The 24480-nt window shown below is 69.8% G+C and carries 21 protein-coding genes; 10 read left to right on the top strand and 11 right to left on the bottom strand.

What is annotated here, in order from left to right; genetic code table 11:
- Positions 1-158: 158 nt before the first annotated feature.
- The 5 genes from ccmA to ACTIE5_RS21195 all read left to right on the top strand — a co-directional run bounded on the left by ccmA (position 159) and on the right by ACTIE5_RS21195 (position 5809).
- Positions 159-749, top strand: coding sequence for a heme ABC exporter ATP-binding protein CcmA (ccmA, locus tag ACTIE5_RS21215; RefSeq protein ID WP_439551718.1), 591 nt, complete (start codon positions 159-161; stop codon positions 747-749).
- An 8-nt stretch (positions 750-757) separates the two neighbouring features.
- The gene (gene ccmB, locus ACTIE5_RS21210; protein ID WP_439552074.1) at positions 758-1405 is read left to right on the top strand and encodes a heme exporter protein CcmB; all 648 of its coding nucleotides are present in this window, start codon (positions 758-760) and stop codon (positions 1403-1405) included.
- A 164-nt stretch (positions 1406-1569) separates the two neighbouring features.
- Positions 1570-3327, top strand: a complete 1758-nt coding sequence (locus tag ACTIE5_RS21205; RefSeq protein ID WP_439551717.1) for an HlyD family secretion protein — start codon at positions 1570-1572, stop codon at positions 3325-3327.
- The gene (locus ACTIE5_RS21200; protein WP_439551716.1) at positions 3324-5324 is read left to right on the top strand and encodes a glycosyltransferase; all 2001 of its coding nucleotides are present in this window, start codon (positions 3324-3326) and stop codon (positions 5322-5324) included. The genes ACTIE5_RS21205 and ACTIE5_RS21200 overlap by 4 nt, the downstream gene beginning before the upstream one ends.
- Positions 5325-5422: 98 nt before the next feature.
- Complete coding sequence (locus tag ACTIE5_RS21195) at positions 5423-5809, top strand: hypothetical protein (protein ID WP_439551715.1); 387 nt, start codon at positions 5423-5425, stop codon at positions 5807-5809.
- On the opposite strand, the gene ACTIE5_RS21190 is transcribed toward ACTIE5_RS21195, so the two are convergent.
- From ACTIE5_RS21190 to trxB, 3 genes are all read right to left on the bottom strand, one after another.
- Entirely contained in the window at positions 5793-6656 is an 864-nt protein-coding gene (locus ACTIE5_RS21190; protein WP_439551714.1) for an isocitrate lyase/PEP mutase family protein, read from the bottom strand. The two genes, ACTIE5_RS21195 and ACTIE5_RS21190, sit on opposite strands and share 17 nt — an antisense overlap.
- Positions 6657-7027: 371 nt before the next feature.
- Entirely contained in the window at positions 7028-7936 is a 909-nt protein-coding gene (locus ACTIE5_RS21185) for a LysR family transcriptional regulator (RefSeq protein ID WP_439551713.1), read from the bottom strand.
- A gap of 179 nt (positions 7937-8115) precedes the next feature.
- Complete coding sequence (gene trxB / locus ACTIE5_RS21180) at positions 8116-9096, bottom strand: thioredoxin-disulfide reductase (protein WP_439551712.1); 981 nt, start codon at positions 9094-9096, stop codon at positions 8116-8118.
- A 151-nt stretch (positions 9097-9247) separates the two neighbouring features.
- Here trxB and ACTIE5_RS21175 point away from each other — a divergent pair, with 151 nt between their 5' ends.
- Positions 9248-9742, top strand: coding sequence for an Lrp/AsnC family transcriptional regulator (locus tag ACTIE5_RS21175; protein WP_439551711.1), 495 nt, complete (start codon positions 9248-9250; stop codon positions 9740-9742).
- Positions 9739-11049, top strand: a complete 1311-nt coding sequence (locus ACTIE5_RS21170) for a hypothetical protein (RefSeq protein WP_439551710.1) — start codon at positions 9739-9741, stop codon at positions 11047-11049. Before ACTIE5_RS21175 ends, ACTIE5_RS21170 begins: the two co-directional genes overlap by 4 nt.
- On the opposite strand, the gene ACTIE5_RS21165 is transcribed toward ACTIE5_RS21170, so the two are convergent.
- The 7 genes from ACTIE5_RS21165 to carA all read right to left on the bottom strand — a co-directional run bounded on the left by ACTIE5_RS21165 (position 11036) and on the right by carA (position 19021).
- Positions 11036-11518, bottom strand: a complete 483-nt coding sequence (locus ACTIE5_RS21165; RefSeq protein WP_439551709.1) for a GFA family protein — start codon at positions 11516-11518, stop codon at positions 11036-11038. The genes ACTIE5_RS21170 and ACTIE5_RS21165 overlap by 14 nt on opposite strands.
- 5 nt (positions 11519-11523) lie before the next feature.
- Positions 11524-12774: a threonine ammonia-lyase gene (locus tag ACTIE5_RS21160; protein ID WP_439551708.1), complete on the bottom strand. Its 1251-nt coding sequence runs from the start codon at positions 12772-12774 to the stop codon at positions 11524-11526.
- Between the two features lie 10 nt (positions 12775-12784).
- Complete coding sequence (gene greA, locus ACTIE5_RS21155; protein WP_439551707.1) at positions 12785-13258, bottom strand: transcription elongation factor GreA; 474 nt, start codon at positions 13256-13258, stop codon at positions 12785-12787.
- A gap of 212 nt (positions 13259-13470) precedes the next feature.
- Positions 13471-16716, bottom strand: coding sequence for a carbamoyl-phosphate synthase large subunit (carB, locus tag ACTIE5_RS21150; RefSeq protein WP_439551706.1), 3246 nt, complete (start codon positions 16714-16716; stop codon positions 13471-13473).
- 1 nt (position 16717) lies between these two features.
- Entirely contained in the window at positions 16718-16984 is a 267-nt protein-coding gene (locus ACTIE5_RS21145) for a hypothetical protein (RefSeq protein ID WP_439551705.1), read from the bottom strand.
- Positions 16981-17613, bottom strand: coding sequence for a LysE family translocator (locus ACTIE5_RS21140; protein WP_439551704.1), 633 nt, complete (start codon positions 17611-17613; stop codon positions 16981-16983). Before ACTIE5_RS21140 ends, ACTIE5_RS21145 begins: the two co-directional genes overlap by 4 nt.
- 10 nt (positions 17614-17623) lie before the next feature.
- Positions 17624-19021 (bottom strand): glutamine-hydrolyzing carbamoyl-phosphate synthase small subunit, encoded by a 1398-nt coding sequence (gene carA, locus ACTIE5_RS21135; protein WP_439551703.1) that lies wholly within the window; start codon positions 19019-19021, stop codon positions 17624-17626.
- Between the two features lie 111 nt (positions 19022-19132).
- Between carA and ACTIE5_RS21130 the strand changes: the two genes are divergently transcribed.
- Positions 19133-19597, top strand: coding sequence for a GatB/YqeY domain-containing protein (locus ACTIE5_RS21130; protein ID WP_439551702.1), 465 nt, complete (start codon positions 19133-19135; stop codon positions 19595-19597).
- 24 nt (positions 19598-19621) lie between these two features.
- Here ACTIE5_RS21130 and ACTIE5_RS21125 read toward each other — a convergent pair whose 3' ends face one another.
- Entirely contained in the window at positions 19622-21052 is a 1431-nt protein-coding gene (locus ACTIE5_RS21125; RefSeq protein WP_439551701.1) for a pentapeptide repeat-containing protein, read from the bottom strand.
- Positions 21053-21134: 82 nt separating this feature from the next.
- Here ACTIE5_RS21125 and dnaG point away from each other — a divergent pair, with 82 nt between their 5' ends.
- Both dnaG and ACTIE5_RS21115 read left to right on the top strand, forming a co-directional pair.
- The gene (dnaG, locus tag ACTIE5_RS21120; protein WP_439551700.1) at positions 21135-23024 is read left to right on the top strand and encodes a DNA primase; all 1890 of its coding nucleotides are present in this window, start codon (positions 21135-21137) and stop codon (positions 23022-23024) included.
- Positions 23025-23110: 86 nt separating this feature from the next.
- A partial coding sequence (locus ACTIE5_RS21115; protein ID WP_439551699.1) for a sigma-70 family RNA polymerase sigma factor occupies positions 23111-24480 on the top strand: 1370 nt, incomplete at its 3' end.

Genomic DNA, 24480 nt, shown 5'->3' with positions numbered 1-24480 from the left:
ACCGGGACCGGTGCGACCCCGGAAGCGGGGCGCCTTCCGCCGACCCAGGCGCGGTTTCGCCCGCGGCGCTTTCGCGACCGCAGCATCCGGCTTAAACCACAGGGAAGGGGGCCGGTCCATCCGGTGCGGCGTATCCCCGGGGGCATTTGGGGGGGTGCATGCTGGAAGGTCGGGACCTCGCCTGCTGGCGGGGCGAACGCGCGGTCTTCGCCGGCCTGTCCTTCACCTTGCCGCCCGGCGGGGCGCTGCTGTTGGTGGGTTCCAATGGCGCGGGCAAATCATCCCTCCTCCGGTTGCTTGCGGGCCTCGTGCCTCTCGCGGAGGGCGAGTTGCTGTGGCAGGGCGCCGATGCGCTGGCGGATCGCGTCGCCCATGCCGCCAGGCTCCGCTACCTCAGCCACCAGGACGCGCTGAAACCCTCCCTCAGCGCGCGGGAGAACCTCTCCTTCTATGCCCGGCTCTGGGGCGGCGATGTGGAGGCGGCGCTGGACGCCGTCGGTCTGGCGGAGCTGGCGGAACTGCCGGCGCGGGTGCTGTCCTCCGGCCAGAAGCGGCGCCTGGCGCTCGCAAGGCTCGCGCTGGCGCCGGCGCCGCTCTGGCTGCTCGATGAACCCACGGTCGGGCTGGATGCCGCCTCCGTCGAAAGGCTGGGCCTGCTGCTGGCGGCGCATCGCGCGGCGGGCGGCGCCGTGCTGGCCGCGACCCACCTGCCGCTGCCACTTCCCGGCGCGCTGGAGCTGCGGCTGTGAAGGGCTTCATGGCGGTGCTGGGGCGGGAGGTGCGGCTGGCACTCCGCCACCCCGGGGATGCGCTGGCGGCGGTGCTGTTCTTCGTCCTGGTCTGCGCCCTGTTCCCCTTCGGCATCGGGCCGGAGCCCCAGATCCTGGCCCGCATCGCCCCCGGCGCCCTGCTGGCGGCCGCGCTGCTGGCCGCGCTGCTGCCGCTGGACCGGCTTTTCGCGGCGGAGGCCGAAGACGGGTCGCTCGACCAGCTGCTGCTGTCCGGCCTGCCGCCGGCGCTGCTGGCCGCGGCCAAGGCGGCCGGGCATTGGGTGGTGACCGGCCTGCCCCTGCTGGCGGCGACGCCCGTGGCCGCGGCCATGCTGAACCTGCCGGTGGAGGCCTGGGGCACGGCCATGGTGGCGCTGGGCCTGGCCACCGCCATCCTGTCCCTGTTCGGCACGGCGGGGGCGGCGCTGACACTGGGTGCCCGCCGTGGGGGCGTGCTGCTGCCGCTCCTCGTCCTGCCGCTGTCCATCCCCGCCGTCATCTTCGGCGCCGCCGCCATCGAGGCCGCGGCCGCGGACATGGCCGCGCGCCCCTACCTGCTGCTGCTCGGCGCCCTGCTGGCACTGGCCGCCCCCTTGGCGCCGCTGGCGGCCGGGGCTGCGTTGCGGGGCGAGTAGAACCCTTGGACACTGCAACCGCAGATCGCTTGTTTTGACGGGAATGTGAATTTAGAACGAAGAGATGAGCCAATTCGATTGGCTGAGTCTCAATTTTAGTGCTGCTCCGAAGAGCTACCGTGACGGCACGGTGGCCCGGGGCGGAGAAGGGGGCCAAACCCCGCATGTGGTTGTGGGGCAATCCGCGCAAGGCCGCGCGGGCCGCCGACACGGGAGGCAATTCGACCACGGGTGATGCCGCGGTGGGGCATGATCCCTCGCGTCCCGCCCCCGTGCGCTTTCCCTGGGAATCGGCCGCGCGGGACGGCGCCCCGCCCTTCGCCGCCCCGCCCCTCGCCGCCCGTCGCCACGAACCCATCGCCCCCCGGCCGAGCCCCGCACCCCCCCAGCCCATCTTCCTGGCCGAAGCGGCGGCCCCCGGCTTCGGGGACGCCCCGCCGCCGCCGGACCCCGCGCCGTACGCCGCCCCGCACGCCGCTGCCTCATCCCCCGCTGCCCCATCCCCCGCGGAACCGCCCGCCGCCCATGCCCGCCCCTGGCGCGATGCGGCGGAAGCGCTGCTGCACCGGCTGGACCCGCCGAGCCTGGCGGAGCTGCGCGCGCATTGGCCGGCCTTCACGCTGCGGGCCGTCACCTATTCCGGCGCCATTCTGCTGGCCGGCAGCCTGCTGCTGGCGACGCTGCCGCCGATCCTGTCCGACACCTCCACCCGCGCGGTCGTCAACGCGCCCGTGGCCCTGGTGACGGCGCCGATCGATGGCGAACTGGACCGCCTGCTGGCGCAGCCCGGGGAAGCGGTCGGCCCCGGCCAGGTGCTGGCGCATCTGCGCAACGAACGCCTGGACCGATCGACGCTGATCGGCTTGCAGAACCAGACGGCCGGCACGCGCGTCGCGGTCTCCGGCCTCGAACAGCGCCTCGCCATCGCGGAATCCTGGGTGGTGACGCTGGAAGCCGCGCTCTCCACCCACCGGGCCCATGCCCTGCGCATGGCCCAGGAAGGCGAACGCGAGGCCCGCGCCAAGGTCGCCGCCGCCGGCGCCGCTGCGGCGGAGCAATCGGCCCTCGCCAACCGCCAGCGCATCCTCTTCGAACGCGGCGTGGTCACGGAAACCGTCTTCCGCATCGCCCAGATGCGGGAGCGTGGCGCGCGGGAGGAACTGATCGCCGCCGAGGCCACGCTGGCGCGGCGCGTGGCCGAGCATATCGCGGTGGAGACCGGCAGCTATGTCGGCGACGGGCAGGGCGCGCTCGGCGCGCTGGTGGAACGGCGGCGGGACACCATCCTCGAGATCAACCGCATGAAGGTTGAGCGCCAGCAGCTTGCCAGCAGCCTGGCCAGCCTGGAAGCGCAGACGCGGGTGGAGGAGGAGCGCTTCAACCAGCAGCGCGCCGCGCAGGCGGTCTCCACCAATGGCGGCCACATCCTGCGCGCCTTCGCCAGCCCCGGCCAGCGCCTGACGGCGGGCGACACCATCGCGGGCACGGTCGAATGCGGCCGCGCCTTCGTCGTCGCCATCTTCTCCGTCCGCCAGGCGCATCGCCTCGGCCTCGGCACCCGCGTGCGGATCGAGGCCGATGGCTGGGAGGAGACGCGCCACGGCGTCGTGGTGCAGGTGCTGCCGCGCACCACGGACCGCGTCGATACCGGCTACGCCGTGCCCTTCCCGCCGATGGAGCGGCGGGAGATGTATGTGCTGGTCGAATTCGACGAACGATCCCCCCGCCGCTGGTCGCGCGGCTATGAAAGCCGGCTCGCGCCCTCCGTCCCCTGCGACATCGGCCGCTGGGTGAGCGTGGAGGTGGATGGCAACTTCTTCGGCGACGTCACCACCACCGCCTGGCGCTGGACGCGCGGGCTGGTCGTGACGATCTTCGGCCGCGCGGAAGCATCCCCCATGCAGGATGCGACGACGCGTTGATCGGGGGCGCGCCCTGGGACCTGCAGGCGGCCCTGTCCTGGGGGGCGGGTTTCGCCCTGGCGGCGCTGCTGCTGGCGCTGCTGCTGGACCGCGCCCGTGCCTTCGACCGCGTGCTGTTCACGGGCTGCGCCATGCTGCCCATCCTGATCTACCTGCATTGGCGCATCACCCAGACGCTGCCGTCCTTCGACATCGCCTTCGAACCGCTCTGGGCGCGCTTCTTCCTGGTCTTCGAGACCATCTCCATCGCCTACACGCTGGGCGCCGCGATGATCATGACGCGCTGCTCGGCCGAACGTGTGCGCGCGCGGGCCGATGCGGCGGAGGCGCTGCTGGAAGCGCGCGGCGACTGGCCCGCCGTCGACATCTTCATCTGCACCTACAACGAGAAGCTGGAGGTGCTGGAGAAGGCGATCGTCTCCGCCCTCGCACTCGACTACCCGCCGGACCGCTTCACGGTCTGGGTGCTGGACGATACGCGCCGCGCCTGGCTGCGCGACTACTGCGATGAAGTCGGCGCCCGCTATTTGACCAGGCCGGACAACAAGGGCGCCAAGGCCGGCAACCTCAACAGCGGCTACCGGCAGACCGCGGCGATGACGAAGGCGCCGCTGATCCTGGTGCTGGACGCGGATTTCGCGCCGCAGCGGCAGATGCTGAAGCGCATGGTGGGGCTGTTCCTCGACCCCAAGGTGGGCGTGGTGCAGACGCCGCAATTCTACTTCAACCCCGATCCCATCCAGCACAACCTCGGCATCGCCGGGTCCTGGGTGGATGACCAGCGGGTGTTCTTCGACCTGTTCCAGCCCGCGAAGGATGCCTGGGGCTGCGCCTTCTGCGTCGGCACCGGCTTCATCGTGCGGCGCGACCTGCTCGACCTCATGGGCGGCTTTCCCGAAGGCGCGGTCAGCGAGGACATCTACCTGACCTATTCGCTGCTGCGCCGGGGTTTCGAGACGCGCTGGCTGAACGAACGCCTGTCGATCGGCCTGTCGGCGGAGGACATGGCGGAATACTGCACCCAGCGCGCGCGATGGTGCCTCGGCACCATCCAGGTGGCGCTGCTGCGGGATGGGCCCTTCTTCGGGCGCGGCTATACGCTGGGCCAGCGGCTGCATTACCTGCACGGCATGCTGCACTGGCTGTCCAAGCCCTTCCTGCTGCTGCTGCTGATCGGCCCCGCCATCTACTGGGTCTTCGGCGTGCCGGCCTTCCAGGCGGACCATGTGGACTTCGTGACCTACGGGGTGCCGGCGCTGGCCTGCTTCTGGGTCCATAGCGCCTGGATTTCCGGCGGCCGTTCGCTGCCCCTGTTCACGGAGGTCTCCCACGCCGTGGCCGCGCTGCCGGTGACGATGTCCCTGGTGGCCGCCGCGCTGCGCCCCTTCGGCCGGCCCTTCAAGGTCACGGCCAAGGGAAGGTCCCGCACGGCCATGACCTTCAACCGCGGCTTCGCGATCGGCTTCGGCGGCATCCTCGCCGCCAATCTCGGGGGCATCGCCTGGTCCCTGATGGGCCCTGACAACCCGGTGGAGGTGGCGGCGGAGGATGTGATGAACATCGTCTGGGCCTCCATCGCCATCGTGCTGGCGCTGGTCTGCCTGCTCGTCTCCTGCGAATTGCCGCGGCCGCGGGGGGAGGAACGCTTCGACGTCTTCTGGCGCCTGCCGGGAATGGTGGTGGAGGATTGTTCCGTCAGCGGCGCGCGGCTGCGCCTTGTAGACCCCGCCCGCACCCCCGCCATCGGCACCATGCTGGATCTGGTGCTGCCGGAGGTGGGGGCGGTGCGGGCGGAGGTGGTGCGCCTGGGTGCGCCCGGAATCGTCGGCATCGCATGGCGGGTCGATCCCGTGGTGCGGCGCCGGATCATCGCGCTGCTCTTCTCCCGCGCCCCCGACAACGTGGCCCGCGCCGGACGGCTCGGCGTGGCGCTGGGCGGGCTGTGGCGGCGGGTACGCGACCCCGATGGGCAGAAGGCGATCCGGCGCGGGTCCTGAGGGAACCCGGCGGCCTGCCGCCGCGTCTTCCTCCGCAACACCGCGTGAGGCCTGTCATGTCGTTCAGGGGAAAGCCGCCGGGATCAGGATCGGGGGAGATGTCGCGCCGCACCGCCGCGCTCCGCCCCGCCATCGCGCTCGACCCCGCCGCCGCCACGCGGGCGCGATCGCTCCGCCGGCAGGGGATGGAGCCCGCGGCCATCGCCGCCCGCTTCGGCGTGGCGCTGGAGGAGGTGGAGAAGGCGCTGGTGCAGATGCGATCGCCCCGGCCGGAGACGACGCGCGGCACGCTGAACGTGACGCTGGACGCGCATCGCCTGGTGATGGCGGAACGCCGCGGCGATGAACCGCTGTGGCGAACCATGGACAGGATGCTGGATGAATTGCTGCGGCTGCGCGCCGCCGCCGCCCGGCGTGGCCAGGCAAGGCGACGGGATGCCCCGCCGCCCGCCCTGCCGTTGCTGGACCCTATTCCTGGACGATGAAGGGCTTCGCGGCCTCGTCATAGGTGCCGTAGCCCAGGGTCGCCTGGTGCACCGCCGGCGGCAGCGCCAGCTCGCTCGCGGCCTTGCCGGCCTCCAGCGCAGCCAGGCCCGACTGGATGCCGGCAATGGCCGGGGAGAGCATGGCGGTGGGGTAGGTGCCGATCTTGAGGCCGAGCTGTTCCGCCAAATCCCGGTCCGGGATCAGGCGCGTGCCGCCTGGCGAGAGCACGGCGAAATGCGGCCGGCCCTTGGAAGCCTCCACCGCGCGGCGGATCTCCACCTCATCGGACGGGCTGTCGAGGAAGAGGATGTCGGCGCCTTCCTCCACATACATCTCGATCCGCGCCACGGCTTCGTCGATGCCGCGCGTCGGCCGGCAATCCGTGCGGGCGCAGATCAGGATGCCGCTTTCCTTCGCGGCCTGGACGGCGGCGCGGATCTTCATGCGCGCTTCCTCCCGCGGGATGCAGGGCTTGCCGGCGGCGGTCAGGGCGCGAGGTGTCACCTTGTCCTCGATCAGCACGGCCGCCGCGCCGGCACGGCCATAGGCGGCCACGGTGCGCTGCACGTTCATCGCGTTGCCGTAGCCATGGTCGCCATCGGCCAGGATCAGCGTCTTCGGCGCGGCGTTGCGGACCATGGTGAAGCTGTCGAACATCTCCCCGAAGGAGATGAGGTCGAGGTCCGGGCCGCCGAGCCGGCTGGCCGCGACGCAGGAGCCCGAGAGGAAGGCCGTCTCGAACCCCGCTTCCGAGGCGAGGCGCGCGGAAATCCCGTCCCACACCGCGGGCATGGTGAGCAGGCCTGGCTTGGCCAGCAGGGCGCGCAGGCGATCGGGCGGGGTCATGGCGGCTTCCTCAGTGATTGATTGAGGAAAGCCTATCCCCGGCACGGGCCCGGACCAAGCCGGGCGATGGACCAAAAAAAAGGCCGCCAACCCCAGGGGGTAGCGGCCGAGTCAAACAGGGAGGCTTCACGTCTGGGAGACGAAGGGGTTCGGGAAAGTGTCCCGAGTGACCCTGAGCCAGCGTCGCCGCCGGCACACCAACAACATAGTGCTGCGGTGCGGCATGGAGGATTGATGAATTGGCGGTAGCCGACATGCGCTGAACGCATGGGTAAGCGTGAGGCCTGCGCGACTGGAAAAATACCGGTGAGTTTTCTCAGTCCGCGGAATTTTTCTCAGTCACGCCGCCTTGTCCCGCGCGATGGAAAGGCTCAGGCCGCGCCGTTGATCCGCGACGGGGATGCCAGCTCCGCCACCAGGAAGTCGCGGAACACCGCGACGCGCTTGGAATGGCGCAGCTCCTCCGGATAGACGAAATACGCCTCGATCCGCGGTGCCTTCAGCTCCGGCAGCACATGCACCAGGCCGTCCAGCTCCTCACCCATGTAGTCGGGCAGGGCGGCGAGGCCGACACCGCTGCGCACCGCGGCCAGGATGCCGGGCAGGGAGTTCATCTCCAGCACCGCGCGGCGGGACGAACCCGGCCGGCGCCCTGCCTCGCTCAGCCAGTTCACGCTCTCCACCGGCGGGCGATAGTCGCCATAGACGATCATGCGATGGGCATCGAGATCCTCGGCCCGCTGCGGCATGCCCGCCGATTTCAGGTATTCCGGCGCCCCGCAGACCCGCCAGCCGAAGGTGCCGAGGTTCCGCTGGATCAGGTCCGGCTGCCGCGGCGGGTGCATGCGGATGGCGACATCGGCTTCCCGCATCGCGAGGTCGAGGTCGGCGTCATCCAGCAGCACCGTCAGCGTCACATCCGGGTGCATGGCCATGAAGCGGCGGAGCCGGGGGGCCAGCCAGACGCTGCCGAAGCCCGTCGTGGTCGTGACCTTCAGCCGCCCGGTCGGCCGTTCGCGGCTTTCCGTCAGCAGCGCCTCGGTCATCGCCAGCTTGGCGAAGACCTCCCGCACCGCGCGGTTCAGGGTCTCCCCCTGTTCGGTCAGGATCAGGCCCCGCGCATGCCGGTGGAACAGCGGGACCTGCAGGGCCTCCTCCAGCGCCTGGATCTGGCGCGAGACGGCGGATTGCGAGAGGTTCAGCGTCTCGCCGGCATGGGTGAAGGACCCGGCCTCGGCGACGGCGTGGAAGACCCGCAGCTTGTCCCAGTCCAGCGGCATGCCCGCGCGTTCTCCCAAGCTCTCGATTCGGTGGGCAGGCTGCCATGCAATGATGGCGCTTGAGTAGGCTCAGCCTGACTTCCGCGATAGGTTTTTTCCATCAGCCCGTCAGATCGTGCGAAAGCGGGCCTCAATTCCCGGCGGCAGGGCCGCAGAACTTCCCGGCGGCCGAGGCCGCCTCAATCCCACGCGGCGAGGGCGGGCGCATCGGCCGGCACATGGGCCAGGAACTTCTCCGCCTCCAGCGCCGCCATGCAGCCCGTGCCGGCCGCGGTGACGGCCTGGCGGTAGATGCGGTCCTGCACGTCCCCGGCCGCGAAGATGCCGGCGATGCTGGTCTGCGTGGTCCCGGGCTTCGTGACGATGTAGCCGTCCTGGTCCATGCCGAGCTGGCCCTTGAACAGCGCGGTCGCGGGATCATGCCCGATCGCGACGAAGACGCCGTGCACCGCCAGCTCCGACGTCGCCCCGGTCTTCAGGTTCCGCAGCGCCAATCCGCGCGCGACGGGCACGCGGCCGGACGGATCGGCCAGCACGCTCTCCACCGCCGTGTCCCAGACGCAGGTGATGTTCGCCTTCGCGAACAGCCGCTGCTGCAGGATCTTCTCGCTGCGCAGCGTGTCGCGCCGGTGGATCAGCGTGACGTGGCGGGCGAGGTTGGAGAGGTACAGCGCCTCCTCCGTCGCCGAATTGCCGCCGCCGACCACCGCCACGTCCTTGCCGCGGTAGAAGAAGCCGTCGCAGGTGGCGCAGGCGGAGACGCCGAAGCCCGACAGCTCCTTCTCCCCGGGGATGCCGAGCCAGCGGGCCTGCGCGCCCGTCGCGATCACGATCGATTCGGCCAGGTAGGTGGCGCCGCTGTCGCCCATGCAGCGGAAGGGACGGCGGGAGAAATCGACCGAGGTGATCACATCCTGCTCGATCGTCGCCCCCACATGCACGGCCTGCGCCTGCATCTGTTCCATGAGCCATGGCCCCTGGATCGGGCCGGCGAAGCCGGGATAGTTCTCGACCTCCGTCGTGATGGTCAGCTGCCCGCCCGGCTGCATCCCGGCCACCACCAGCGGCTGCAACCCCGCGCGGGCGGCGTAGATCGCCGCCGTGTAGCCGGCGGGGCCGGCGCCGAGGATCAGCAGGCGGGTCGTGATGGTCTGGGACACGGCAGGGAATCCGTTGCGGTCTGGGGTCTTGGGACCGGGATATCGGCCGCCCGGGGCGAATGCTCAACCTCCCATCATCAGCCATCTTGCCGACATGGTTCCCCGCAAGGATATTGCGCCCGCAACGCTGAACAGGACATTTCGCCCCACCATGCCGGACTCCGCTGCCCAGGACATCGACCAGGTGGACCGCCATATCCTGGCGGAGCTGCAAGGCGATGGCCGGATGACCAATGTGGAACTGGCCCGGCGCGTCGGCCTCTCCGCCCCCCCCTGCCTGCGCCGCGTGCGGCGGCTGGAGGAACAGGGGGTGATCCGCGGCTATCACGCGGACCTCGATCCCCATGTGCTGGGATGGCAGATCACCTTCTTCGCCCTGGTGGGGCTGGAGACGCAGAAGCAGGCCGTGCTCCAGGCCTTCGAGGCGATGGTCTGCGAATGGCCGGAGGTGCGCGAATGCCACATGATCCGCGGCGGCGGCGACTTCATGCTGCGCCTGGTGGCCCGCGACACGGCGCATGAGAACCAGCTGACCTCGCGCCTCACCGGCGCGCCCAATGTGCTGCGGGTGCAGACGCTGCAGACCATCCACACCGCCAAGGACCAGACCGGCGTCCCGATCGACCGGGAAGGCGCCGCGGGGTGACCTGGCGGCGCCTGGCCTGGCTGGCGCTGGCGCTGCTGCCCTTTGGCGCGCGGGCGGAAATCGTCCCCGCCGACTGCCCGCCCGGCCTGCCCGCCGGCACCACCTGCCTGCGGGGCCAGGACGCGAACGGCGCCTGGCTGCTGCTGGCCCGCCCCGCCACCTGGAATGGCGGCCTCGTCACCCACATCTTCGGCGGCCCCCGCATGACGCCGCCGGCGCGGGAGACGACGGATGAGGATTTGATCCGCTACCAGGAATTCCTGGCGGAGGGCTGGGCCTGGGCCTCCACCAGCCGCCGGCGGGAAGGCTTCGGCCTGCGCCGGGCGGGGGAGGATACGCTGGCCGCCACCCGCGCCGCGGAAGCCGCCTTCGGCCGCCCGCGCCTGTCCGTGCTGCACGGTCAATCCTGGGGCGGCGCCGTTGCGGCCAAGGCGATCGAGACGCTGAACGAGCGGGACGAGGAAGGCCGGCGCCCCTGGCAGGCGGCGCTGCTTACCTCCGCCGTGCTGGCCGGGCCGACGCGGGCCTATGACATGCGCGTCGACCTCCGCGCCGCCTTCCAGGCGGTCTGCGGCACGCATCCCCGGCCGGAGGAGACGCAATACCCCGTGACGCTCGGCCTGGCCCGGGGCGAGGTGATGGAGCGGGACGCGCTGATGGAGCGCTACCTCGCCTGCACAGGCGCCGACCTGGCGCCGGAAGCGCGGAGCCCGGCGCAGCGCCAGGCGCTGGGCGACCTGGTTGCGGCCAGCCGGATCACGGAATGGGCCATACCGGGCCACCTGTCCTGGGCCACCACGGTCTTCGCCGACATCGCCTGGCGGATGATGGATGGCCGCAGCGCCTTCGGGAATGCGGAGGTGCGCTACACCGGCACCAGCGACGACGCGGCCTTCAACGCCCGCGTGCCGCGCATCACGCCCGATCCCGATGCGCGGGCCGTGCTGGCCAGGGATGGCGACCCGATGGGGGGTATCGCGATTCCCGTGCTGACGCTGCACGGCATCGCCGACAGCACGGTCTTCGTGGAACACGCGGCCGCCTACCGCGCGACTCTGGAGGCCGCGGGCACCGCGCATCTGCTGGCGCAGGTCTTCGTCGATGATGGGGAGCACAACAAGCTCTCCGCCGCGCTCTACCCCGCCGCCCTGGCCGCGCTGGCCGATTGGGCGGAAACCCGCCGCCGCCCGACGCCGGGGGAGGTGCGCGGCCGCTGCGAGGCGCTGCGCGCACGCTACGCCGGCGAATGCCGGGTCCTGTCCGGCTACACGCCGCCATCCTGGGAGTCGCGGGTCAATCCCCGCTGAAGGAGGCCCCGCTGAGGAGCACCGCCGCCCGCCGCGCCAGGCTCTCCGCCGGCCAGTGTTCCTCGCGGTCGTAGTATTCCGCCATCGCCGGTACGCCTTCCGGCAGCACCACCCAGGGCTGCTTGGAGCTGACGAAAATGTGGATGTCCGGCGGGAAGGCGTCCGGGTTTTCCAGCGTGCCGACGCGGAGGAAGGCGAAGCGCGGCCCCGCGCCGGGGTAGTGGCTCCACAGCGCCACGCGGCAGTTGGGGCAGCGCATGATCTTCTGGCCACGACCGCTGTTCGATGGCGTATCGACGAGTTCCGGCGCATCGGCGGTCAGCAGGATGCGGTCCGTCTCGATCATCGCATTGGTGGCGAAGGCCGATCCCGTCTCCCGCTGGCACCAGCGGCAGTGGCAGCCATGGACGAAAAGGGGCTTCGAGGTGATCTCGTAGCTGACGCGGCGGCAGGTGCAATGCCCCCGCAAGGCCCTCAGCCCCGGCGCACGACGTAGGACGCCGCCTGCAGCGCGGAGATGATGGCATTGCCCTGCACGCCGTCCCGAACCTCCACCATCAGGTACAGCTCCGTGGACTGCACCGTGGGCGCGCCGAACAGCTGCTGGTGGTTCACCTCGATGACATTGCCGCCGAGCGCCGAGATGCGCGCGGCGATGTCCGCCAGCATGCCGGGCCGGTCGGGGATGTCGAAATGCAGCCGCAGGATGCGGCCATCCCGCAGCAATTGCCGCAGCAGCACGTTCGACAGCGCGCGGGCATCGATGTTGCCGCCGCAGACGGGAATGCCGACCGCCTTGCCCGCGAAACGCTCGGGAAAGGCCAGAACGGCGGCGAGGCCCGCGGCACCCGCGCCTTCCGCCACCAGCTTCGCACCTTCCGCCAGCATGGCGATGGCCTGTTCGACCGCGCGTTCAGGCACCACCAGCACTTCGGTGCCGAGCCGCTTCAACATGGCATAGGGCACTTCGCCGACATCGCGCACGGCGATGCCCTCCGCGACCGTCGGCCCGCCCACGGCGACCGGCTGGCCCGCCAGGCGCTGCGCCATGGCGGGGTAGCCTTCCACCTCCACGCCGAAGACCTGGATGCCCGGGCGCAGTTCCAGCGCGGCGGTGGCGCAGCCCGCCAGCAATCCACCGCCGCCCACCGGGATGGCGAGGGTGTCGAGCTGGGGGAAATCCTCCAGCATCTCCAGCGCAGCGGTGCCCTGGCCGGCGATGACGCCGGGGTCGTCATAGGGGTGGACGAAGGTCAGGCCATCCCGCAGCGCCAGTTCATGCGCATGGGCCGCGGCTTCCGCCAGCGTCTCCCCATGCAGTACCACGCGCGCGCCCCAGCCTTCCGTCCGCGTCACCTTCGTGGCCGGCGTGAAGCGCGGCATGACGATGGTGGCGTTGATGCCGGCCAGCGAGGCATGGCGCGCCACGGCCTGGGCGTGGTTGCCGGCGGACATGGCGATGACGCCAGCCGCCCTTTCCCGCGCCGTCAGCAGCGCGATGCGGTTGGCCGCACCCCGTTCCTTGAAGGCGCCCGTGGCCTGGAGGTTGTCGAGCTTCAGGTGGATGGAGGCGCCCGTGGCGCGCGACAGCGCATCGCAGCGGATGGTCGGCGTGCGGATGACGGCGCCCGCGATCCGCGCCGCCGCCGCGCGCACATCGGCCAGGGTGATGGAGATTGCGGTGGCGGTTTCCATCACCGGGGCGAGTGCGCGGACGGGCGACATGGGAAGTCTTTCAGACGAAGCGGACGTTCGCGATCTCATAGACCCGGGCGCCGCCGGGGGCCGGGACTTCAACGCTGTCACCGACCTTCTTGCCGATCAGCGCCTTGGCGAGCGGCGAGGAGATGGAGATGGTGCCCTTCTTCATGTCGGCCTCATGCTGGCCGACGATCCGGTAGGTCTTCTCCCCGTCCGTCTCCTCATCCACCACGGTCACATGCGCGCCGAAGCGCACCTGGTTGCCGGAGAGTTTGGATGTGTCGATGACTTCGGCGGAGGGGATGACGGATTCGAGTTCGGCGATGCGGCCTTCGATGAAGGACTGCTTCTCTCGCGCCGCGTGGTACTCCGCATTCTCCGAAAGGTCGCCATGGGCGCGGGCTTCCGCGATCGCACGGATCACGGCGGGGCGCTCCTCGGCCTTCAGCTGACGGAGTTCCTCCTCCAGCCGGGCGAGACCTTCGGCGGTCATGGGGAACTTCTGCACGTCGCGTCCTTCCTCCAGCACAATAAGCGGTGGGCAATCGATGGCGGTGGCAGCGTCACGGGCCCTGCCGGGTTCCGATCCTGCCGGCGGTGCCGCGCCCGGGAAACCGGGCCGGCACCATGCAAGCACGTTATGATCGGGGCTGGAACAGGCAAGGCGGGGAAGGGGGTCCACCCCCACCCCGCCCCGCCGGCTTGAACGGGCCCGCCCGCTCAGAATGAATGGGCAAAATAGGACTGGAGCGGCGCCACATCAAGGGTTCCACCCTTCAGCGCCGCGATGGCATGCACCGCGGCCCTGGCGCCGGCCAGCGTCGTGTAGTGCGGGATGCCGTGCGTCAGCGCGCTGCGGCGGATGTCGAAGCTGTCCGTCACGGATTGCCCGCCACTCGCGGTGTTGATGACGATCTGGATGGCGTCGGACTTCATGGCGTCCACGCAATGCGGCCGCCCCTCCGCCACCTTGTTCACCACCGTGCAGTCGATGCCGACTTCCCGCAGCCTGGCCGCCGTGCCGCGCGTTGCCATCACCTTGAAGCCCATCTCCACCAGGCGCCGCGCCATGCTGACGGCGCCGGCCTTGTCGCTATCCTTCACGGAAAGGAAGGCCGTGCCGGTTTCCGGCAGCTTCACGCCGGCGCCGAGCTGGGACTTCAGGAAGGCGCGTTCGAAGCTGAAATCGAGGCCCATCACCTCCCCGGTCGACTTCATTTCCGGGCCCAGGATCACGTCGACATTGGGGAAGCGGTTGAAGGGGAAGACCGCTTCCTTCACCGCGACGTGCCGCGACACGGCCGTGTCATCCAGCCCGAAGGCCTTGAGCCTGGCCCCCGCCATGACCAGCGCGCCGATCTTGGCGACCGCCACGCCCGTCGCCTTCGCCACGAAGGGCACGGTACGGCTGGCGCGGGGATTGACCTCGAGGACGAAGATCTCCCCGTCCTTCACGGCATACTGGACATTCATCAGGCCCTTGACCTTGAGGGCCTTGGCCATCGCCTCCGTCTCCGCCTTCAGCTCCGTCACGATGGCGGGGGGCAGGGAATAGGGCGGCAGGGAGCAGGCGCTGTCGCCGGAATGGATGCCGGCTTCCTCGATGTGTTCCATCACGCCGGCGACATAGACATCGCCGACCTCGTCGCAGATGCAGTCCACATCGACCTCGATCGCATCGGCCAGATACTGGTCGATCAGGATCGGGTTCTCGCCGGAGACCTTCACGGCTTCCGCGCCGAAGCGGCGCAGCTGTTCCTTGTTGTAGGCGATCTCCATCGCGCGGCCGCCGAGGACGTAGCTGGGGCGGACGACGACGGGGTAGCCGATGCGTTCGGCTTCCACCAACGCCTCATCCAGGTCGCGCGCGATCCCGTTCTGCGGCTGCTTCAGGCCAAGCTGCTTCAGCAACAGCTGGAACCGCTCGCGATCCTCCGCGATGTCGATCGCCTCGGCGGAGGTGCCGAGGATGGGGATGCCCGCCTTGTGCAGCGCCTGCGACAGCTTGAGCGGCGTCTGGCCGCCATACTGCACGATGCAGCCCAGCAGTTCCCCGCTTTCCTGTTCCTTGCGGATGATGGCGATCACGTCCTCGCCCGTCAGCGGCTCGAAATACAGGCGGTCGCTGGTGTCGTAGTCCGTGGAGACGGTCTCGGGGTTGCAGTTCACCATGATGGTCTCGTAGCCCGCATCGCGCAGCGCGTAGCAGGCATGGACGCAGCAATAGTCGAACTCGATCCCCTGGCCGATCCGGTTCGGCCCGCCGCCGAGGATGATGACCTTCTGCCGCGTCGTCGGCCGGGACTCACATTCCGGGGTGCCGAAGCCGCCCTCATAGGTCGAGTACATGTAGGGGGTGTCGGAGGCGAATTCCGCAGCGCAGGTATCGATGCGCTTGAACACGGCATGGACGCCGAGCTTGTCGCGCGCATCGAAGACAGCGGCTTCCGTCATGCCCGCCAGCTTCGCCAGCCGCTTGTCGCTGAAGCCAAGCGCCTTGAGGGTGCGGAAACGCTGCGCCGTCTTCGGCAGCCCCTCCGCCTTCACCACATTCTCGGCATCCACGATCTTCCCGATCTCCCGGATGAACCAGGGATCGAAGCGGCAGGCCTCGTGGATCTCCTCCACGCTCATCCCCGCGCGCAGCGCCTGCGCCACGACCAGCGCGCGATCGGGCTTCGGCGTGGCCAGCGAGGTGCGGATGGCGGCATGCGATCCATCGCCCGGCACCTCGATCTCATCGAGGCCGCTGAGACCCGTCTCCAGCCCCCGCAGGCCCTTCTGCAGGGCCTCGGCGAAGCTGCGCCCGATGGCCATCGTCTCGCCCACCGACTTCATCGACGTCGTCAGCGTTGCCGGCGTGCCGGGGAATTTCTCGAAGGTGAAGCGGGGGATCTTCACCACGACGTAGTCGATGGTGGGCTCGAAGGAAGCGGGCGTGACCTTGGTGATATCGTTGGACAACTCATCCAGCGTGTAGCCGACAGCCAGCTTCGCGGCGACCTTGGCGATGGGGAAGCCCGTCGCCTTGGAGGCCAGCGCGGAGGAACGGGAGACGCGCGGATTCATCTCGATGACCACCATGCGGCCATCGACGGGGTTGATGCCGAACTGGACGTTCGATCCGCCGGTATCGACGCCGATCTCCCGCAGGCAGGCGATGCTGGCATCGCGCATCCGCTGGTATTCCTTGTCGGTCAGCGTCAGCGCCGGCGCGATCGTCACGCTGTCCCCGGTATGGACGCCCATCGGGTCCAGATTCTCGATGGAGCAGATGATGATGCAGTTGTCCGCGCTGTCGCGGACCACCTCCATCTCATACTCCTTCCAGCCCAGCACGCTTTCCTCGACCAGCACCTCGGTGGTCATGGAGGCATCGAGGCCGGAGGCGACGATCTGCTCGAACTCCTCCCGGTTATAGGCGATGCCGCCGCCGGTGCCGCCGAGCGTGAAGGAGGGGCGGATGACGCAGGGCAGGCCCACGAGTTCGAGCCCCGCGCGCGCTTCCTCCATGGAATGGGCGATGGCGGAGCGGGGGCTCTCGATGCCGATCTTGCTCATGGCATCGCGGAACTTGAGGCGATCCTCCGCCTTGTCGATCACCTCGGCCTTGGCGCCGATCAGCTCGCAATTGTACTTCTTCAGCGCGCCGGAGGCATCGAGCTTGAGGGCGGTGTTCAGCGCGGTCTGCCCGCCCATGGTCGGCAGCAGCGCGTCCGGCCGTTCCTTGGCGATGATCTTCTCGACGATCTCGGGCGTGATCGGCTCGATATAGGTCGCATCCGCGAGCCCTGGATCGGTCATGATGGTCGCGGGATTGCTGTTGACCAGGATGACGCGATAGCCCTCCGCCCGCAGCGCCTTGCAGGCCTGCGCGCCGGAATAGTCGAACTCACAGGCCTGGCCGATGACGATCGGGCCCGCGCCGATGATGAGGATGGACTTGATGTCGGTGCGCTTCGGCATGTCAGGCTCCGGTCGATTTTGCTTGGCGCCGCGCGCTCATCAGCAGCAGCGGCAGGATCAGGGCGTGGGGCACGGCCCAGAAGAAGAAGGCGAGGGTGGCGACATCGCCCATCATCAGCGTCGTCGCGCCATGCACGGCGACGGACAGCGCGAAGGCCGAGACGGCCGCGCGCACCGGCGGATAAAGCCGGCGCAGCGACGATGCGACGGTGAAGAGCACAAGCCCCGAATAGGCCAGGGCGAAGATGCCAAGCGCGATGTCCATCATGCCTTGCTCTCCGTTGCCAGTTTCACCGCCAGCAGCGCCAGCGCGCCGCCCAGCACCCAGCGCTGCACCGCCATCCAGAAGGGTTTTGTCGACAGGAACCGCGCCGTGCCGGCGGCGCCCCAGACCAGCACCGCATCCCAGGCCGTGCAGACGGCGATCTGCACGAGGCCGAGCACCGCTGCCTGCATGAACAGGCTGCCGCGATCGGGGTCGAGGAAGGGCGGCAGCACCGCCATGTAGAACAGCGCCACCTTCGGGTTCAGCGCCGCCGTCGCGAAGCCCACGATGAACAGGCGCGCCGCCGGTTCGCGCGGCATCGGCCGCGGGCTGAACAGGGGCTGCCCGCCGGGCCGCACGCATTGCCAGGCCATGAACATCAGATAGGCCGCACCACCCAGCCGCAGCACGTCCCAGGCATAGGGCACCGCCAGCAGCGCCGCGGTGATGCCCGCCGCCGCGCAGACCATGATGGTCAGCGATCCCGCCTGGCACCCCGCCAGCGACACCATCCCCGCCCCGGCCCCCTGCGCCAGCGAACGCGAGACCAAATAGAGCATGTTCGGCCCCGGCGTGACCGCCAGGCCGAGCGACAGCAGCGCGAAGACGAGGATCGTGTCGGCGGAGGGCATGACCCGCGCCTCAGCCTGCCTTGTGCGTCTCGATCATGCCGACGAAGCGACGAAACAGGTGGTGGCTGTCCGTCGGGCCGGGGCTCGCTTCCGGGTGGTACTGCACGGAGAAGGCCGGGTACTTCGCGCTCGCGATACCCTCATTCGTGCCGTCGAACAGGCTCCGATGCGTCACCGTCACGCCGTCGGGCAGCGACTTCTCATCCACCGCGAAGCCGTGGTTCTGCGACGTGATCTCGACCTTGCCCGTCACCAAATCCTTCACCGGCTGGTTCGCGCCGCGATGGCCGCGGTCCAGCTTGTAGGTCGTGGCGCCGAGCGACAGGGCCAGCAGCTGGTGGCCCAGGCAGATGCCGAAGACCGGCACGCCCTTGGCCAGCACGCCCTGGATCGCCGGCACCGCGTATGCACCGGTCGCCGCGGGGTCGCCGGGGCCGTTCGACAGGAACACGCCATCGGGGTTGTGGCCGAGGATCTCTTCCGCCGTCGCCGTGGCCGGCACCACCGTCACGGCGCAGCCGGCCGCGGCCAGGCAGCGCAGGATGTTGCGCTTGGCGCCGTAATCCACCGCCACCACCTTGTGCTTCGGCGCCGTCTGGGTGGCGTAGCCCTGGCCCCAGGCCCATTCGGCCTCGTCCCAGCCATAGGTCTGGCGGGTGGAGACCTGCTTCGCGAGGTCCATCCCCTCCAGCCCTGGCCAGGCCTTGGCCTGGGCCAGCAGCGCGGGGATGTCGAAGACGCCGTCCGCGGGGTGGGCCAGCACGCCATTCGGCGCGCCGCCATCGCGGATGCGGGCCGTCAGCGCGCGGGTGTCGATGCCCGCGATCCCGGGGATGCCGTGGGACTTCAGCCAGTCATCGAGGTGCCGGGTGGCACGGTAGTTGGAGGCCTCCGTCACATCCTGCTTGACGATCAGGCCGCGCGCCGCGGGGGTGATGGCCTCGATATCCTCGGCATTGGCGCCGACATTGCCGATATGGGGGAAGGTGAAGCAGATGGTCTGCCCGGCGTAGGAGGGATCGGTCAGCACCTCCTGGTACCCGGTCATGGAGGTGTTGAAGCAGATCTCCGCCACGGTCGTCGCATGGGCGCCGAAGCCGCGGCCCCAGAAGACGGACCCGTCGGCCAGCACGAGCGCCGCAGTGGCGCCTTCGGGGGTCGTGGTCGTCTGGGTCACCGGGGCGGTCTCCATGCGGGGCTTGCGGGGGGCGGTGTCGCCGGTCGGGGTGATGCCCTGGGGCAGGTCGGCCAGGGTCAGGCCTGTGGCGCCCAGGATGGCGGACCAGTGCTTGGCCGGGATGGCGCGGGCCTGGCGCCACTTGCGCACAGCCTCCGTCCCGATGCCGAGGCGCTGGGCCGCCGCTTCCGCGCCGCCCAGCAGGGTGATGACGTCATCGACCGTGCGCATGGCCGGTCCTATGTGGGAAAAAACTTCCGCCTGCAACCCGAGTCTGTCTCTGGGAATATTTTTCCCAATCGCTCCCCCATGCTACAGCCATCTGATCAAGGAGGATTTCCCATGGCCGACGATCTCCGCAGCCGTTTCACCGAGGCTCTCAAGGCCGCCATGATCGGCAAGGATGCGCCGAAGACCTCTGCCATCCGCATGATCACGGCCAAGCTGAAGGATGCCGACATCGCCGCCCGCCCCTCCGGCGTGGAGAAGGTGTCGGATGACCAGATCGTCGCCATGCTGCGCGGCATGGTGAAGTCCCGGGCGGAGAGCGCCACCATGTACCGCCAGGGCGGCCGCCCCGAACTGGCGGAGAAGGAGGAGTTCGAGATCGCGACGATCGAATCCTTTCTTCCGTCGCAGATGGATGGCGCCGCCATGGAAGCCGCCGTGGCCGATGCCGTGGCGGAATCGGGTGCGACCTCCGTCAAGGAGATGGGCAAGGTCATGGCCGTGCTGAAGGCCAAGCACGGCGCGGTGCTGGACATGGCCAAGGCCGGCCCGCTGGTGAAGGCCAAGCTCGGGGGTTGAAGGACGGGGGCTGGAGGACGGGGGCTAACCCCCCCGCCCCGGCAGGACCAGGCCCTCGGCGCCCACCAGGATCGCCCCGCGCAGGTCGGCGCGGCGGAGGTCCGCCATGGTCAGGGTGGCGTCGGTCAGGTCGGCGCCGGCCAGCGCCGCCTCCCGCAGATCGGCCTGGGTCAGGTCGGCATCGGGCAGCCGGGCTTCCGCCAGATCCGCCCCCACCAGCTTCGCCCGAACCAGCCGCGCGCTGGTCAGGTTGGTGGGCCAGGTGTGGCCCTGCTTCAGCGTCATCGGCCCGGCCGCGGCCTTCGTCAGGTCGGCCTCGTTCAGCGATGCGCGGACCAGGCTCGCGCCGCGCAAATTGACCCGCGCCATCTTCGCCCCGCGCAGATCAGCGGTGTTCAGATCCGCCATGGCCAGCACCGTGCCGGTCAGGTCGCAGCCGCGCAGCACAGCGTGCTTCAGCACCGCCGCCGCCAGGTTCACCCCGGAAAGATCGGTACCCGCCAGGTCGCAGGCGGAGAAATCGGCCCGCTGTCCTTCCCGCCCGTTGCTACGGATCCACTCCTGGTGGAGCGCCACGGCCTGGCTCACCGCATCCTCCAGATTCTCCAGCCGACGCGTCATCGCCGCGCCATCCAGGATGGCGGAACCCAGATCGACCTCGTCCAGCAGCGCGCCCAGCAGATTGGCGCCGGCCAGGTTGGTGCGGCGCAGCAGCACCCGGCTGAGGATCGCCCCCTCCAGCACCGCGCCTTCCAGATTGGCCTCCGACAGGTCCGCCCCTTCCAGATTGCAGCCGCTGAGGTCGGTGCGGCTCAGGTCGGCGCGGACGAAGACTGCCTCCCGCAAATTGGAATCGCGCAGATCGGTCTGCACGATGAAGGCGTTGGAGAGCTTGGCGCGGGTCAGGTTCGCATTGGTGGCGGAGGCCTCCGACAGGTCCCCATGCCCGTCCATGGTGGTGGCGGGCACCAGTTCACCCCCCTTGCTGCGCACCAGGTGGCCATCCCGCAGATCGGCGCCCGTCAGGTCGGCGCGCATCAGCCGGGCACCGAGCAGGGAGGCGCCGCGAAGGTCCGCCTTGTTCAATCGGGCCCGCGTCAGCTCCGCCTTCCGGAGGTTGGCGCCGAACAGGCAGGCATCGCGCAGATCCGCCCCCGCCAGCATCGCCCCTTCCAGCCTGGCGCCGGTCAGGTCCGCGCCGGCGAGCACCGCGCCGCGGAGATCGGCATGGGCGAGGTCGGCGAATTTGAAGGCGGCCCGCCTGCCGCCGCGTTCACCACGGAGGTGGCGGGCGTGCAGCGCCAGCGCAGCCGCGATCTCCGCCGCCGAGACGGGGTGGTAATCCACCGCCATCGCCTCCCGCCAGCTCGGGCCCGTGGATGCCGAAGTCGGGCGGGCCATGGAGGGGGCCATGGAGGGGGCCATGGAGGATGGCAGGGGGGGGAGATGGGTCACGTCCCCCATGCTTGGCGCCGAAGCCCTGAAGAATTCGCTACGCCCTTCCTTGCGGCGGCGCACGGTATGCTAAGGGGCCGGCATGGCGCTGCCCCCGCAATTCCTGGACGAGTTGCGCGCCCGCACCCCGCTGGCGCCGCTGATCCAGCGCAAGACCCGGCTGACGAAATCAGGCCGGAACTGGAAGGGCTGCTGCCCCTTCCACGGGGAGAAAACGCCGAGCTTCTACGTCTATGACGACCATTTCCACTGCTTCGGCTGCGGCGCGCATGGGGATGCCATCACCTTCGTCATGAAGGCGGAAGGCCAGGGCTTCCCGGAGGCGGTGGAGCGCCTGGCGCAGGAAGCGGGGCTGGAAGTTCCGAAAGCCACCCCCGAAGCCGCGGCGCGGGAACGCGCGGCGAGGGACCTCTACGGCGTGCTGGAGGCCGCATCCCATGCCTTCCAGCGGCGGCTCCGGATGCCGGAGGGGGCGGAGGGCCTGGCCTATCTCCGCCGCCGCGGGCTGAGCGAGGAGACGATCGCGCGCTTCGGCCTGGGCTGGTCCGGCGGCGGCCGCGGCGCCATCGCGGCGGATCTGAAAACGGATGGCATCACCCAGGAACAGCTGGCGGAAGCCGGGCTGATCCGCGAACGCGAAAGCGGCGAGGGTTATTCAGACCTTTACTTCAACCGGGTCATCTTCCCCATCCGGGACCGGCGCGGGCGCGTCGTGTCCTTCGGCGGGCGCATCCTGGGGGATGGCCAGCCGAAATACGTGAACGGGCCGGAAACGGCGGTCTTTTCCAAGCGCCGCAACCTCTATGGCGTGGACATGGCGCGGGAAGCCGCCTTCCGGGGCGCGGCGGTGGTGGCGGTGGAGGGCTACATGGATGTCATCGCCCTGCACCAAGCCGGCTTCGGCGGTGCCGTCGCGCCGCTCGGCACCGCCCTGACCGCGGAACAGATGGAGGAGCTGTGGCGCCTCAGCCCCGAACCCGTGCTGTGCTTCGATGGCGATGGCGCCGGCGCCCGCGCGGCGGCAAGGGCGGCGGAGGCGGCGCTGCCGCTGCTGACCACGGAACGCAGCCTGCGGCTGGCGACCCTGCCGGCGGGGGAGGACCCGGACACCCTCGTCTCCCGCCGCGGGACGGCCGGCTTCCAGTCGGTGCTGGATGGCGCGCGGCCGCTGTCGGAGGCGCTGTTCGGCCTGCTGACCGAAGGCCGCCCGGCCACCACGCCCGAACAGCGCGCCGGGCTGCGCAACCGCCTGGCGGAGGTGGCGAACCAGATCGCCGACAAGTCGCTGGCGGCCGAATATCGCCGCGCCCTGCTGGACCGCTTCTTCGAAAGCACCCGCGCCCAGAAGCCCGCCTTTGGCGGCGGCGGAGGGGGTGGCGGCTTCAGTGGAAGCGGGCGCCCCGGTGGCCGCAAGGTGGTGGTGCCCCGGGTGCGCCCCGCCATCACGCCCGGCCGCGTCCGCATCGCCCAGTCCCGCGCGCTGATGGCCATCACGCTCCGCCACCCCTGGCTGTTGCCGGAGGTGGAGGAGGTCTTCGCCGGGCTGGAAATGGGCGACCCGCAGCTGGCGGATTGCCGCGCCTCGATGCTCCTGTGGCTGGCAGGCGGCCATGAACTTGACTCCATCGGCCTGATGGACCAACTCGCCCGGGATGGGTGGGGGGAGCTGGTATCGGCCTTGCTGCGGGATCCGGGCCTGCCGGAGGCCGCCAGCCCCGATGCCCAGCCGAAGGACGCGCTCGACGCCTGGTGGCACTTCTTCGGGTTGCTGCGGGGCGAGGCGGAGCTGGAGGAGGACCGGGTGGCGGCACAGCGCGACTGGGACGCAGCCAGCGACCCCGCGGCGCAGGCCCGGGCGCAGCAGCGCCTGATCCGGCTGTCGCAAACCCTGGCCGCCGTGCGGCGCGGCGAGTGGGCGGAAATGGATGGAGCCGAGGCCGCGGGCGACGCGGCCACCGGCGGTGGGCATTGACGTATTGAAGGTCTTAACGCGCTTCCGCCTGCCACGGGCAAAACCCCGCGGCCTGTCGTTGCGCCGTTGACGGAGCGGATGAAGGCATGGCGAGCAAGGTCGCAGGTGGCGCCGAAACGGCAGAAGGCCGTGACGAGGCGGTTGAGGGCGTGCTGCTCGATACCCTGACCGCCGCGGTCAAGAAGCTGGTCGCCCGCGGCAAGGAACGCGGCTACGTCACCTATGACGAGCTGAACGCCGCGCTGCCCTCCGAACAAGTGTCCTCCGAGATGATCGAGGACACCATGGCGATGCTGAGCGAGATCGGCATCAAGGTGGTGGAATCCGAGGAATCGGAGGATGGCGAGGCCGCGGTCGACAAGCCCGCCGCCAAGGCCGACGACGACGACAAGGATGAGGAAGAAAGCGGCGGCAATGTCGATGAGGCCAATCTCGGCCGCACCGACGACCCGGTCCGCATGTACCTCCGGGAAATGGGCTCGGTCGAGCTGCTGTCGCGCGAGGGCGAGATCGCCATCGCCAAGCGGATCGAAGCCGGCCGGGACATGATGATCGGCGGGCTGTGCGAAAGCCCGCTGACCTTCAAGGCCATCGTCGCCTGGCATGACGCCGTCAACAATGGCCGCATGCTGCTGCGCGACGTCATCGACCTGGAAGCCACCGCCGGCGCCAATACCCCCGAAGGCACGCCCCCGCCGGAGGAGGAGTACGAGGAGGGTGACGAGGCCGCGGAAGGCGTCGGCCTTTCCCTCTCCGCGCTGGAAGAAAAGCTGAAGCCGGAAGCGCTGAAGGCCTTCGAGGAGATCGAGGGCGCCTACAGCAAGCTCTACAAGCTCACCTCCAAGCGGATGGATGCCTATACCTCGGGCGGGGAGCAATCGGCCCGCAGCGAGAAGACCTATGAGAAGCAGCGCCAGGAACTGGTGGCGCTGGTGGAGAAGGTCCACCTCCACAACAACCGGATCGAGGAGCTGGTCGACCAGCTCAAGGGCCTGAACCGCCGCCAGACCATGCTGGAAGGCCAGGTCCTGCGCCTGGCGGAAGCGCAGAAGGTCAAGCGCGACGAGTTCATCGAGCAGTGGCGCGGCAGCGAGCTGGACCCCGCCTGGTTCGACCGCATCTCCAAGCTGCAGGGCAAGGGCTGGAAGGCCTTCGTCGCGCGGTCCAAGGACGATGCGGAAGCGATCCGCGCGGAGATCGCCAAGGTCGCCGCCGATACCGGCCTGCCGGTGCCGGATTTCAAGCGCGTCTATGCCACCGTGTCGCGCGGCGAACGCGACATGACCCAGGCGAAGAAGGAGATGATCGAGGCGAACCTCCGCCTGGTGATCTCCATCGCCAAGAAATACACCAATCGCGGCCTGCAGTTCCTGGACCTGATCCAGGAAGGCAATATCGGCCTGATGAAGGCGGTCGATAAGTTCGAATACCGCCGCGGCTACAAGTTCAGCACCTA

The organism is Falsiroseomonas sp. (genome assembly GCF_051859025.1).
Classification (GTDB): Bacteria; Pseudomonadota; Alphaproteobacteria; order Acetobacterales; family Acetobacteraceae; genus Falsiroseomonas.
The sequence above is the reverse complement of the archived record's forward strand: the minus strand, read 5'-3'. Positions and strand labels throughout refer to the sequence as shown.